This is a genomic window from Streptomyces sp. NPDC012637 (assembly GCF_042954805.1).
In the GTDB taxonomy this organism is placed as follows: Bacteria; Actinomycetota; Actinomycetes; order Streptomycetales; family Streptomycetaceae; genus Streptomyces.
The window spans coordinates 506,965-519,380 of the sequence record NZ_JBIBDS010000001.1 but is presented as its reverse complement, the minus strand read 5'-3'; the positions used below and the strand labels follow the sequence as shown (position 1 = coordinate 519,380).

Here is a 12,416-nt window from a genome sequence, read left to right as displayed (position 1 = left end):
CCCACGGGTGTTACGAGGCGTCCCGCACCGTGCCCGTGAACTCCGGGCCCGGGACGCGCTCCCAGTCTCCGTCGTACGCGAAGGGCCGCGCCCGCAGCGACTCGGCGGGCTCGGCGGCCCCGTCCCTGACGGTGGGCACCCGCAGCTCCGCGGTCGTCTCGCCGGCGGGAACGGAGAAGGCCGCGTAGGAGTCCTCGTACTCCGGCCGCGACAGCGGCCTGGCCGGCTCGGGAACGGATCCGTAGGTGTCCCTCACCCAATCCGGGTCGAGGTCCGCCGTGGACAGCTCGGCGCCGCCGGTCACCGGCAGGAACGCCGCACCGCCCATGATGTCGGCGTCGGCGGCCTCGGACAGTGTCACCCGCCAAATGAGCGCCCCGCCCTCGGCCACGTCGTCCGCGACGGGCGTCAGCCGCACCTTCGGCATCGGGTCGTCGTTCCGCGCCGTCACGCCGCCGCGGTGCGAGCCGACCACGGCACCGCTCACCGCCTTCACGAACGCGTCCTGGTTCACGTCCCAGCCGAAGCGGGTGTTGCCCCGCACCGTCACCGGGATCTCGATGGTCCGCTGACCCGGACGCACGGTCACGACGCGCGACGCGAAGCCGTCCGTGCCCGGCACGGGCGTGAACACCCGGACCTGGCCGCTGCCCTGTCCGGAGACCCGTACCGGCACGCGATGGGTCCGCACCCCGGAATCGCCCTCGTCGACCGTCAGCCGCCCGAAGTCGACGCGCGGCAGCGGCGCCGGGCGCACGGCGGGCGTACCGGGACGCCAGCCCCAGGCGTCCACCAGCCAGGCACGCCCGGAGGCGCTGCGCGGGGTGAGTTCGAGGACGGAGACCCGCTTCAGGTCGAGTCCGGCCCGGGCCGCGGCGGTCAGCGGCACGCGCAGCTCGCGCCCCCAGTACGAGGCGGTCCGGTCAGTGCCCGGCAGGCCGTCGACGCGCACCCGGCCGAGCTTCGCGCGGCGTCCCGAGCCGTCGCCCACGGTGACGTCGAGCTCGGTTCCCCTGCTGTTCGGCGGGACGATCACGCGCAGTGCCAGGGACTCGGCGCCCGCGAGGGACACCGGCCGCGCCGCACGCACGGCGGTCGCCGTGCCGGGGCCTGTCCACGCCATCGCGACGGCGTCCCGGCCCGGTTCGGGCGTGGTCTCCCAGGACGCGAAGTGCGGGGACCGGCCGCCCTCGTCGGGCGAGAGGCAGGAGCGCGCGGCGTCGGGATCGGTCTGCGCGCACAGCCGGCCGCCGCCGGACACCGTCACCGACGGGCCGGGGAGGAAGGCGGGCGTGCGACCGGCACCGACGGCGTGGGTGAGCACCCGGGCGGGACCGGCCGAGGCCGCCCGCCGGCCGGAGCCGTCGAGCAGCGGCCGCACCCGGTCGTCCCCGCCGACGAACAGCCGGGCCGCCGCCGCGATGTAGGTGGCGCCCGCGGTCTGCTGCTGCGGTGCGGTCAGCCGGGTGCGCGTGCCGGGGGAGCAGACCGCGTCCGGGGTCTCCGCGTCGGACCAGAAGTCGTCCACGGCGGGCGCCTTCGCCTGGCCCGGCGTCCACTCGCTGTTGAAGAAGTTGTGGTTGGCGCCGACCATGTACACCGCGCTGTGCAGCGCCGCGCCACGGCCGACACCCCGCGTTCCGTCGAGGTAGATCTCGCCCTGGAGGTCTGACACGTCGCCGTCGCAGCCCGGCAGGATCGTCATGGACGGCACGTCGGGCACCGGGTTCTGGCCGAAGATCGTGGGCCCGATGAGGACGTTGCCGCGGATCTTCCACCGCACGGGGCCGCGGTAGCCGTCCTGGTCGGCGGGCGGCGCGGACAGACTGTCGAGCGCGGCCCGGTTGACGCCCTCGCCGCCCCGCGAATGACCCACGAGCAGCACTCGCGAGAGATCCGCAGCGGCCGACTTCCGTACGACCGCGGGCGCGTCCTTGCCGTTCGCGGCCCACTGCGCCCACCGGGCCAGATGCAGCCGGACGAGGGAGGAACGGGCCTGCGCGCCGCCGTCCTCGGCCCGGAAGTCCTGCCCGTTGATCCCGTTGGCCGAGACGGACAGCGTCACGTACCCCTGGGACGCCAGGAGTCGCTGCGCCTGCTCGTACCCCTGGTGGCTCGGAATCGGCTTCGTCCCCGACGGGCACGGCCAGTCGCCGGTCTCCTCGTCGGTGCCGGGCTTGTAGCAGGTGCCGTGGCGGCCGTGCAGGAACAGCGCCACCGGGCGCCTGCCCGGCGCGGAGGCCGGGTCCGGGGCCACGACCGCGGCGCGCATCTCGACCGGCTCGGGGAACCCGGGCAGGCGCACCGACTTCAGCGCGTACTCGCCCTTGACGGTGCGATGGCCGCCGGGCACTCCCGGGTCCACCGGATTCGCGGGCAGCGGCTCCTCCGGCCGTACGGCGGGAGCGGACGGGCGCACGCGCGCCGAGAGCGCCGACGCGTCGGCGTCGAGCCGCCGCCCGCCGGCCGTCACCCGGAGCTCCTCGCCGTCGGCGATCCGCTGCTCCGTCCGCCCGCCGGGGCGCGCGTCGCCGAGCGACAGCCGGAAGGAGCGGCCGTCCGGCTGGGCCACCGGAAACCCGAGCAGCCGTCCGCCGAGCCGGAACTCGACCCGGGCGTCCCCCATGGGCACGGCCTCGTCGGCCGTCCACACCAACTGGCGTTCCGCACCGGCCCCGGCGATCCGCCACCCCTCGGGCAGCCGCGGACTCCCGTCCCGTTCCCCTGGGGACGTCGTCGCCGGCGCTGCCGCCGACGGCTGCGCCGCGTGCGCGAGTCCCGGTGCTGCGGCGGCAAGTGCCATGAGCGTCACGGCGGTGGTCACGCCGCGTGTGACACGTATCAAAGCGGTCTTCCTCACGATCGGTCTCGTTCGGACACGGGCACCACGGAAACCCCCGTTCGATCCCCCGGTCAGGATCCGGGCGCCCCTCTCGCCCCCGGAGGACGGGAAGGAAGGGACGCGGGTTGCCTGATGAGGCGTCACGATCGCGTCAGGAGGGTGTGGTTAAGGTCGGACCGGCGGACGCGCGAGCGCCCCCGCCGTCGCCCGGACCACCCACCGAAAGGGACACCGCCATGCCCGCCGAGTCCGCCGAGCCGAAGACGGGACCCGGGTCCGCCGAGTCCGCCACGGGTCCGGAGCTCCGCCTGCCCCCGACGCTCGCGCGGTTCGGCCTCGGGACCGCCGCCGTCGGGCGCCCCGGATACATCACCCTCGGCCGCGGGTCGGACCTGCCGGACGACCGGAGCGTGGCCGCGCTGCGGCGACGGACCCACGCCCTGCTGGACGCCGCGTACGCCGCCGGGGTGCGCTACTTCGACACGGCCCGGTCGTACGGCCGGGCGGAGGAGTTCCTCGGCGAATGGCTGGCCGCCCGGCCCGACGCGGCCGCACAGGTCCGCGTCGGCAGCAAATGGGGCTACACGTACACCGCCGACTGGCGGATCTCCGGCGTCGCCGCACACGAGGTCAAGGAGCACTCGGTGGCGGTCTTCGACCGGCAGGTCAAGGAGACGCGGGCGCTCCTCGGCCGCCGTCCCGACGTGTACCTGATCCACTCGGTCACCCCGGACAGCCCGGCGCTCACCGACCGGGCGCTGCACGCCCGGCTCGCGGAACTGGCGGCGGAGGGCGTCCGGGTGGGCCTGTCCACCAGCGGCCCGGCGCAGGGCGGGACCGTACGCGCCGCGCTGGAGGTGAGCGTGGGCGGGCAGCGGCTGTTCTCGGCCGTGCAGTCGACCTGGAACCTCCTCGAACCCTCGGCGGAACCGGCGCTCGCCGAGGCGCACGCGGCGGGATGGCTCGTCGTCGTCAAGGAGGCCATGGCCAACGGCCGCCTCGCCGGCCGTCACGCCACCGGCCCCGACACCGCGGCGCTGCGCGCCGTCGCGGCCCGCACGGGGGCCACCGCCGACGCCGTCGCCCTGGCGGCGGTGACCGCGCGACCGTGGGCGGACCTGGTGCTCTCCGGAGCCGCGACCGAGGAGCAGCTCGCCTCCAACCTCGGCGCCGCCGCACTCGGCCTCGGCCAGGAGGCGCTCGCCGAACTCGCCGTCCTGGCCGAGCCCGCCGCGGCCTACTGGCACACGCGGGCGTCGCTCCCCTGGAGCTGAGCCCGGGAGCAGGGCGGAAGCCCGGCTCCCACCCTGCCGCGATACGGCATGATGCTGGCATGGTGACGGGGGACGAGGCCCAGGAGGCCGCGGCCGAGGGCCGGTTGGTCGGCGGCCGCTACCGGCTCGACGAACGGCTCGGCTCGGGCGGCATGGGCACGGTGTGGGCCGGACACGACCTCCTCGTCCGGCGCGAGGTCGCCGTCAAGGAGGCCCACACGGCGCATGATCCGGCGCGTGTCGAACGGGTGCTGCGCGAGGCGCGCGCCGCGGCGCGCGTGAACCACCCGGGCGTGGTCACGGTGCACGACATCGTCATCGAGGACGGCCACCCGTGGATCGTCATGGAGCGGGTACGCGGGGAATCCCTCGCCGACCGGCTGGACCGCGAGGGCGCCCTGCCCGAAAGAGAGGCGGCCCGCGTCGCCCTGCGCGTCGTCGAGGCGCTGACGGCGGCCCACGAGCGGGACGTGCTGCACCGCGACGTGAAGCCGGCCAACGTCCTCCTCCGCGAGGACGGTGGTGTCGTGCTCACCGACTTCGGCATCGCGTACATCACCGGTGAGAAGCCGCTCACGCAGACCGGGGAGTTCGTCGGCTCCCTCGCCTACACGGCGCCGGAGCGCATGGGCGGCCGCCGTCCCGGGCCCGCCTCCGACCTGTGGTCGCTCGGCGTCCTGCTGTTCCAGATGGTGGAGGGCTGGGCGCCGTTCCAGCGCGACTCGATGGAGGAGACGGTCACGGCCGTCGTCGTCGACGAGACCCCGCCGACCCGGCTGGCCGACACCCTGGCACCCGTCGTGCACGCCCTGCTCGCCAAGAACCCGGACCACCGTCCCTCGTCGGCCGAGGTGGCGGAGTCGCTGCGGGCCGCGGCGGAGAAGCCCGCGGCGCCGGCGCCCGCGGCGGCAGAGCCCGCAGCGGAGAACCCGGCCGGGGAGGAGGGCGCGGCGGAGGAGGCGGTCGGGTCCCCCGGTGCGGACCCCGCCGCGCGAGCGCCGGCCGCTGGGGGGCTGGGTGCCGAGGTGCGGGCCGGTGCGGACCTCGCCGCGCAAGCGCCGGCCGCTGGGGGGGCCGAATGCCGAGGTGCGGGCCGGTGCGGGACCGCGTGCCGACGTGCCGGATACCACGGGACCGAGTGCCGATGCGCCGGCCGCTGGGGGGCCAAGTGCCGAGGTGCGGGCCACTGCGGGACCGAGTGCCGACGTGCCGGCCACCGCAGGTCAGGGCACCGAAGTACCGGACGCCGGGCGGCGGTCGGGCCGTCCGCGACGGCGGACGGTGCGTCGCAGGCTCCTGGCCGCCGCGGCGGTCTGCGTCGTGCTCGGCTCGCTCGGCGCCTGGGCTCTCACGCAGTGGAACGACGGGTCCGGCCGCTCCGGTGCCTCGGGCCCGGGTTCGCACGGCAGGGCGCCCACCTCGTCGTCACCCGCTTCGACGAAGCCGAGCACGAAGCCGAGCACGAAGTCACCCGGTCCGGAGCCGTCCCGCGGTTACCGCCTGGTCCAGGAGAGCGGATTCCAGGCGGAGGTCCCGGCCGACTGGACGGCGGCTCCCCGCAACGCCCGGGACCAGTACCGCTACACCAAGGGTGACCTCGAACTCGTCGTGGTCCCCGGACGCGACGCGGCGGCGAGCTCCTCCGACAAGCCCGTCATCTACCAGAAGGACCACGAGCCGGAGTTGGCCCCGTGGCGTGTCTCCAGCTGGTCCAGTGCCTCGGGAATGGTCGAGCTGGACGTCGGCGGAACGCGCTCAGCCCTCGGAAACTTCACCTGGGCGGACGCCAGCGGACGCGAGCTGTTCGTCCGCAACGCGGCCATCCTCCTCTCGGGCCGCTACCACCTCGTGCTCGTCATAGGCCCGGAAGCACAGCGCGACCAGGTCAGGGAATTCCATGACCACGTCCTGGGGACGTACCGCGCGGCGAAGTGATCCGGCGCCGGTCCTCCCCCGTCACCCCCGTGACAGGACCGGTGCCGGATCCCGCGCCGCACGGCCGCCCGCCCGCCGACGAGCGGGCGACCGTGCGGGGTCCCCGGTGGCTGTCTAGTACCAGCCGGTGCAGCGGATGTTGCCCGTGGAGTCGTTCCACGCGCAGGCCCGCATGACGTAGCCGGCGTCGTTGTACGCCGGGGTGTGCGTGTCACTGCCGTACTGGACCGTGGTCATGCCCAGCGGGCCGGTCCAGCTGCCGCCGCCGTCGCCGGATCGGTCCACCCACACCTTGTCGCCCGGGTCCGCGCCGGTGATCCGGCCCCACGCACAGCGGCTGGAGGTGCTGTAGCGCAGCTCGATGCGGATGCCGTCGACGCTCGCCGTGCGCGGGGTCGTGGCGTTCGCCGTGCTGCACGCCATGGCCGCCGAGGCCGAACCGGTGGCCGCCTGGGCCGTCGTGGCCGCGCTGCCGAGGCCGAGCACGAGCGCGGCCGTGGACAGCATGACGCCGGTCCTCTTGCTGATCTTCATGTGTTCCCCCTGAGTGGTCGGTATCGCGCGTGGTCGGTATCGCGACTGGTCCGTCGGTGGTGCGGAGGGTGGTGCGGACGGTGCACCCGTACGATCTCCCGGCCGCCGGACCCGGGGCGTCAACCGCAGAGTTGAACGGCGGGGTAAACCCCTGCGGCAGTGCGCACCGGCGCACGCTGCACCTCCGGTATGACGACGCGCCCGTTTCCCGCGCCGTACCATCGCGCGATGCACACCAGGGCCCAGTGGGCGACGTGGTTCCGCGAGGTGAATCCCCTGCTGGTCGACGCGACGCTGGCCCTCGGCCTGGTGGCGGCGTCGGCCGCGGTCGGGCACCAGTACCACCCGCGAGGGTGGCCGGTCTTCGACCTGTCCGCGTACCTGCTGACGGCGCTCACCGGTCTTCCGCTGGCCCTGCGCAGGGTGGCGCCGGTCGCCGCGCTGGTGGCGAGCTGTCTGGCCTTCGCCGGCTACCTGGCCGCCGGCTACCAGCCGTCCCTGAACTTCTGGGCCCCGGCCATCGCGTTGTACAGCGTCGCCGTCCAGCGTCCGCCCCGCACGACGGCGGCGGGCGCCGCGCTCACCGCGGTCGTCGTCCTCTACAGCGGACTGCGCGCCCCCGAACTGGGCCTTGCCGTCGCCGTGATCCAGGCGGTGGCGGTGCCCGCCGTCCTGTGGGTCTTCGGCAACGGCGCCCGGCTCCTCGCCCGCAGGAACCGGCAACTCGCCGAACTCACCGCACAGCTGCGCACGGAACAGGAGGAAAGGGCGAGGCGTGCCGTCGCCGAGGAACAGCGGCGGGTCGCGCGCGAACTCCACGACGTCGTCGCCCACCACATGTCGGTGATCAGCGTGCAGGCCGGCATGGCGGGCTATGTCTTCGCGACCGAACCCGGTACCGCGCGCGCCGCCCTGGACACCATCTCCGAGACCAGCCAGGAGGGTCTGCGGGAGCTGCGGCGGATCCTGACCCTGCTGCGCTCCGCGGCCGGCGAGACCGTGGAGGCCGACGGGCGGGCCGGGGAGTGGTACGCCCCGATGCCGGGACTCGCCCGCCTCGCGGAGGTGGCCGAGCGGACCAGGGCCGCGGGCGTGCCCGTGGACCTGCGCACCGAGGGCGCGCCCCGCGCGCTGGCCCCGGGGACGGAGCTCTGCGCGTACCGGGTCGTGCAGGAGGCACTCACCAACGTGATCAAGCACGCCCGCCCGGCGCGTGCCACGGTGCTCGTCGCGTACCGGCCGGACGAACTCGTCGTCACGGTGACCGACGACGGCCGGCGCCACCGCCCGGATCCGGCCAACGTGCCGACACGCTCAGGACACGGCTTGATCGGCATGCGGGAACGCGCGAGGCTCTACGGCGGAACAGTGGACGCCGGCCCTCGGGCCGAAGGGGGATTCCGCGTGTGCCTCACACTTCCCGTGGCCAGGACGACCGACCGGCAGGGACCTCACCTGGATCACCCGGGTCACCCGGATCGCCCGGATCACCGGGAGAAGGGCAGCAGCCCGCCGGCATGACGGGCGGGAGTGCGCCCGGAACCACGCCGGACCCTGCCGCCGACGGCATCACGGTGCTCGTGGTGGACGACCAGGAACTGATCCGGGCCGGACTCGTCGCCCTGCTGCGGGCGGCGCCCGGTCTCGAGGTCGTCGGCGAGGCCGCCGACGGGGAGTCCGCGGTGCTCCAGGCGGCCCGCGTGCGGCCCGACGTGGTCCTCATGGACATCCGCATGCCGGGCATGGACGGCACCACGGCCACCGAACGCATCCTGGCCCGCTCCGACGGTCCCACCCCGCGGATCCTCGTCCTGACCACCTTCGACCTCGACGAGTACGTGTACGCGGCACTGCGCGCCGGAGCCTCCGGATTCCTGCTGAAGGACACCGGGCCCCAGCGGCTGATCGAGGCCGTTACCGCCGTGGCGGGCGGCGAGATGCTCTTCGCGCCGAGCGTGACCCGCCGGCTGATCGAGGCGTACGTGAACCAGGCGGAGCCGGCCACCGGCGCCGTCGCGGACCTGGACGTCCTCACCGCCCGGGAGTGCGAGGTGCTGCGGCTCACGGCCCGGGGCCTGTCGAACACGGAGATCGCCGAGCAGCTCTACATCGGCGAGGCGACGGTCAAGACCCACCTCAACCGCACGATGAGCAAGCTGAACGTCGACAGCCGTGCCCAGGCGGTCGTCGTCGCCTACGAGAGCGGGCTCGTCGTCCCGGGCGGACCGGCGCTCTGACCGGCCCGAGGCCCGTCGCCCCGTTGGGGTACGGTCGACCTGCCCCAACAGCCGCCCGTGGGAGCCGAGTTCGTCATGGCGAACGGGCGGGGTGCGAGAGCGGGACGAGTACGGGCAAGCCCTGAACGGGCAAGCCCGACGTAGGCAAGCCCTGAACGGGCAAGCCCGACGTAGGCAAGCCCTGAACGGGCAAGCCCTGCGCAGGCGGGCCGAGCAGCGACGCACCCGAGCAGCACCACGCCGAGCAGCGCCACGCCGAGCGGCACCACACCGAGCAGATTCACGCCGGGACACACCGAGCACCAGGCAGACGAGGAGACGCGACCATGACCCGTCCGGACGGACCGCGGCCGGCACCCGAACCGATACCGCTCGACCTCCCCGTGGACGGGGCGACGCTCCGCGTGCTGCGCTTCGGCACCGGACCGCGGACCGCCGTCGCCGCCCACGGCATATCGGCCTCGGGGATGTCCTTCGCGGCCGTCGCCCGGCACCTGCCGGCGGACTGGTCGCTGTACGCGGTCGACCTGCGAGGCCGCGGCGGCAGCTCGACCGCCCCCGGCCCGTACGGCATCGACCGGCACGCCGCCGATCTCGTGACGGCGGCCCGGACCTGGGGCGACGGCGGACCCGTGGCCCTGACAGGGCAGTCCATGGGCGCCTACGTGGCGCTGCGTGCCGCCGCCCGGGAGCCCGGCCTCTTCGCACGCCTCCTGCTGGTCGACGGCGGCCTGCCGCTCCCGCTGCCCGCCGACGCCGACCCCGACGCGGTGCTCGGCGCCAGTCTGGGCCCGGCGCTCGCCCGGCTCTCGATGACGTACGACAGCGACGAGGCCTACGTCGACTTCTTCCGCGCGCACCCGGCGCTCGGGCCGCACTGGAACGAGGACATCGAGGCGTACGTCCGCTACGACCTCACCGGCCCCGAGGGCGCCCGCCGCTCGCGCGCCCAGGAGGCGGCGGTGCGGCAGGACGGGCGGGAACTCCTCACCAGCGCCGCGTCGTTCGGCACGGACCTGGCCGGTCTGAAGGTGCCCACGCTGCTGCTGCACGCGCCGCTCGGGCTGCTCGGCGAGGCGCCCGCCATGCTGCCGCCCGCGCTCGTCGACCACTGGACCGCGCAGGCGCCGAGCCTGACCGCCGAGTTCGTGCCGGACTGCAACCACTACACGATCCTCATGGGCGACCCGGCCTCCATGGTCGCGGAGCGGCTGGTGCCGCCGCACGGCCGCGGCTGATCCGATCCGCATTGCAGGGCAAACCGGACGATGTCCGGTTATTCCACTGCAATACCGGAATGCTGATCCGATTCCGCAACAGGGTATTTCGCTCCCGCATAAAGGACCCGGCCGGGGCGCGTGATCTGAATCACGCCCGGCCTGTCCCCGTCGCTGCTGCCGTGGCGTCAGATCCGGCATGCCGGAAAAGGGTTGGCGCGAGGGCGGTGGCCGGCCTGAATGATCCTTTGGGAATTCCGGGTAGATCGATTTGCCGGGATGAATTCCTGCCTTGTTTTCCGGATTTGTTTTCGCATAGCGTCACCCCGCAACCGGACGGAAACGCCGAATCCTGCCGCCGTCCGGGCGACCGCACTCACCACACTTCCGGCAGGAGCGGGGGACCCAGGTTTGCCGCCGGTCCCGGTCTCCGGGGACGGCTCGGGGTGAAGCCGCGCATGCCGCGGCCGGGCATCTCCTGCCCGAACCCGACAGCTCACCTCGCAGGCGGAGGAGAGGAACCCGCCATGCGTGGACACGGCAAGCACCGCCGCCCCAAGAACGCCCCGCTCGCCCGCGGCATCGCCGCCGTGAGCCTCACCGGCAGCGCCGCGCTCGCGCTCCCGCTGGCCGGAGCCACCGGTGCGGCCGCCGTCGCCCCACACGGCGCGAACTCCGTCACAGTGGCAAAGCCGGCGCTCTCCGCGGCCGTCCAGGCGGTCGCGGATAAGGCTCCGAAGGCGGCATCCAAGGCCGCTCCGGTGAAGTATTCCGTCGTCACCGGGGACTCGCTCTCGAAGATCGCCCGGAAGTACGGCGTGAAGGGCGGCTGGAAGAAGCTCTACCGGGACAACCGGAAGGTCGTCGGCAAGGACCCGGCTCTCATCCGGCCCGGCCAGAAGCTCTCCGTCGCCGCCACCCGGACCGCGCCCCGCCCGGCGGCCCCGTCCACCGCCACCCGGTCCTCCGTCACCCGCGCCTCCGTCACCACGGGCTCGGCCGCCTCCGCCCCGGCCCCGGCGGTCAAGGCCGTCGCCAGCGCCGCCACCAAGGCCGCGGCCGCGGGCTCCACCGGCTACACGTACGCGGACAACCTCGAGGGCTGGATCCGCGAGTCCCTCGACATCATGGCCCGCGAGGGCATCCCCGGTAGCTTCGACGGCATCTACCGCAACATCATGCGCGAGTCGTCCGGCAACCCCCGCGCCATCAACAACTGGGACTCCAACGCCCTCGCCGGCACCCCGTCCAAGGGCCTGCTCCAGGTGATCGACCCCACGTTCCGGGCCTACCACGTCGCCGGCACCGCCAACGACCCGTACGACCCCGTCGCCAACATCACGGCCGCCTGCAACTACGCCGCCGACCGCTACGGCTCCATCGACAACGTCTTCGGCGCCTACTGACCGACCGGTTCGCCGCCGCCGACACGGCCGGGCACCCCTCACGGGGCGCCCGGCCGTGTCGTTCTCCCGGAAATCGATGAAACCTTCCCGCCGTCTCTGCCGTCCTCCCCTGCGGGAGCCGTTCGGGACGAAGACGCTGGGAGTGGGCACCGCATGGGGCTGAAGGGCAAGTACACCGCACACATAGCCGTGGTGGCGTCGGCGGTCGCGATCGGTCTTGCCTCGTGGGGGGCCGCCGCGCTGACGGACACCGAGGCCGAGGCCCAGGCGGCGGGGAAGCGGCAGGAGCAGCGGGTGCCGGGCGAGGACGCCAAGGGGCCGGCACAGGTGCCGCCGGTGAAGGTGCCCCAGAGCATCGCGCACGGAGCGGAGGCCGGCGGCAGGTCGGTGAACATCACCATCGACGACGGCCCCGACCCCCGGTGGACGCCCAAGGTGCTCGACATCCTCAAGGAGAACGACGTCAAGGCCGTGTTCTGCATGGTCGGTCCGCGGGCGAAGGAGTTCCCCGAGCTGGTCAAGCGGGTCGTGGCGGAGGGCCACCGGCTCTGCGACCACACCGTGTCCCACGACACCACCATGGACAAGAAGCCCGTCGGTTACCAGAAGCAGCAGATCCTCGACGCGAAGCGGATGATCGAGGACGCGGCCGGGGGAGCGAAGGTGGAGTACTACCGGGCCCCCGGCGGCGCGTTCACCCCGAACAGCCGGCGCATCGCCGCGGAGGCCGGGATGCGGCCGCTCGGCTGGAACGTGGACACGAAGGACTTCGAGCTGCCGGGGACGAACGCCATCGTCAACACGGTGAAGCAGGAGCTGCCCAACGGACCGACCATCCTCTTCCACGACGGCGGCGGCGACCGCAGCCAGACCGTCGCGGCGCTCAAGCAGGTGCTGCCGTGGCTGAAGGAGCAGGGACACCCGACCAGCTTCCCGGTGCGGACCACGCCCTGAACCACCGGGCGCAGCCC

At 74.0% G+C, this 12,416-nt stretch carries 10 protein-coding genes and 1 riboswitch; of the genes, 8 read left to right on the top strand and 2 right to left on the bottom strand.

Features of this window, described 5'->3' with window-relative positions; genetic code table 11:
* Positions 1-10: 10 nt before the first annotated feature.
* Positions 11-2,845: a hypothetical protein gene (locus tag ACFY8W_RS02270; RefSeq protein WP_391099109.1), complete on the bottom strand. Its 2,835-nt coding sequence runs from the start codon at positions 2,843-2,845 to the stop codon at positions 11-13.
* 233 nt (positions 2,846-3,078) lie between these two features.
* On the opposite strand from ACFY8W_RS02270, the gene ACFY8W_RS02265 reads away from it, so the two are divergent.
* The 3 genes from ACFY8W_RS02265 to ACFY8W_RS02255 are packed head-to-tail and all read left to right on the top strand — an operon-like array spanning position 3,079 to position 6,051.
* Entirely contained in the window at positions 3,079-4,116 is a 1,038-nt protein-coding gene (locus ACFY8W_RS02265; RefSeq protein ID WP_391099107.1) for an aldo/keto reductase, read from the top strand.
* Positions 4,117-4,175: 59 nt separating this feature from the next.
* A complete protein-coding gene (locus ACFY8W_RS02260) occupies positions 4,176-5,711 on the top strand; it encodes a protein kinase (protein ID WP_391099105.1) in 1,536 nt (511 codons plus the stop codon).
* Between the two features lie 13 nt (positions 5,712-5,724).
* Positions 5,725-6,051, top strand: a complete 327-nt coding sequence (locus ACFY8W_RS02255) for a hypothetical protein (RefSeq protein ID WP_391099103.1) — start codon at positions 5,725-5,727, stop codon at positions 6,049-6,051.
* A 114-nt stretch (positions 6,052-6,165) separates the two neighbouring features.
* On the opposite strand, the gene ACFY8W_RS02250 is transcribed toward ACFY8W_RS02255, so the two are convergent.
* On the bottom strand, positions 6,166-6,585 hold the full coding sequence (locus tag ACFY8W_RS02250; RefSeq protein WP_391099101.1) for a DUF2690 domain-containing protein: 420 nt from the start codon (positions 6,583-6,585) through the stop codon (positions 6,166-6,168).
* A gap of 228 nt (positions 6,586-6,813) precedes the next feature.
* Between ACFY8W_RS02250 and ACFY8W_RS02245 the strand changes: the two genes are divergently transcribed.
* The 5 genes from ACFY8W_RS02245 to ACFY8W_RS02225 all read left to right on the top strand — a co-directional run bounded on the left by ACFY8W_RS02245 (position 6,814) and on the right by ACFY8W_RS02225 (position 12,399).
* A complete protein-coding gene (locus tag ACFY8W_RS02245) occupies positions 6,814-8,106 on the top strand; it encodes a histidine kinase (protein WP_391099099.1) in 1,293 nt (430 codons plus the stop codon).
* Entirely contained in the window at positions 8,103-8,822 is a 720-nt protein-coding gene (locus tag ACFY8W_RS02240) for a response regulator (RefSeq protein ID WP_391099097.1), read from the top strand. The genes ACFY8W_RS02245 and ACFY8W_RS02240 overlap by 4 nt, the downstream gene beginning before the upstream one ends.
* 326 nt (positions 8,823-9,148) lie before the next feature.
* Positions 9,149-10,060, top strand: a complete 912-nt coding sequence (locus tag ACFY8W_RS02235; protein WP_391099095.1) for an alpha/beta fold hydrolase — start codon at positions 9,149-9,151, stop codon at positions 10,058-10,060.
* Between the two features lie 346 nt (positions 10,061-10,406).
* A riboswitch (cyclic di-AMP (ydaO/yuaA leader) is annotated at positions 10,407-10,562 on the top strand.
* 4 nt (positions 10,563-10,566) lie between these two features.
* Entirely contained in the window at positions 10,567-11,445 is an 879-nt protein-coding gene (locus tag ACFY8W_RS02230) for a transglycosylase SLT domain-containing protein (RefSeq protein WP_391099093.1), read from the top strand.
* A gap of 153 nt (positions 11,446-11,598) precedes the next feature.
* Entirely contained in the window at positions 11,599-12,399 is an 801-nt protein-coding gene (locus ACFY8W_RS02225) for a polysaccharide deacetylase family protein (RefSeq protein ID WP_391099091.1), read from the top strand.
* The last annotated feature ends 17 nt before the right edge of the window (positions 12,400-12,416 follow it).

What these genes read in the sequence shown, in the direction of transcription:
- ACFY8W_RS02265 (WP_391099107.1), top strand. Translation starts at nt 3,079, where the DNA reads ATGCCCGCCGAGTCCGCCGAGCCGAAGACGGGACCCGGGTCCGCCGAG.
- ACFY8W_RS02260 (WP_391099105.1), top strand. Translation starts at nt 4,176, where the DNA reads ATGGTGACGGGGGACGAGGCCCAGGAGGCCGCGGCCGAGGGCCGGTTG.
- ACFY8W_RS02250 (WP_391099101.1), bottom strand. Translation starts at nt 6,585, where the DNA reads ATGAAGATCAGCAAGAGGACCGGCGTCATGCTGTCCACGGCCGCGCTC.
- ACFY8W_RS02245 (WP_391099099.1), top strand. Translation starts at nt 6,814, where the DNA reads ATGCACACCAGGGCCCAGTGGGCGACGTGGTTCCGCGAGGTGAATCCC.
- ACFY8W_RS02240 (WP_391099097.1), top strand. Translation starts at nt 8,103, where the DNA reads ATGACGGGCGGGAGTGCGCCCGGAACCACGCCGGACCCTGCCGCCGAC.
- ACFY8W_RS02235 (WP_391099095.1), top strand. Translation starts at nt 9,149, where the DNA reads ATGACCCGTCCGGACGGACCGCGGCCGGCACCCGAACCGATACCGCTC.
- ACFY8W_RS02230 (WP_391099093.1), top strand. Translation starts at nt 10,567, where the DNA reads ATGCGTGGACACGGCAAGCACCGCCGCCCCAAGAACGCCCCGCTCGCC.
- ACFY8W_RS02225 (WP_391099091.1), top strand. Translation starts at nt 11,599, where the DNA reads ATGGGGCTGAAGGGCAAGTACACCGCACACATAGCCGTGGTGGCGTCG.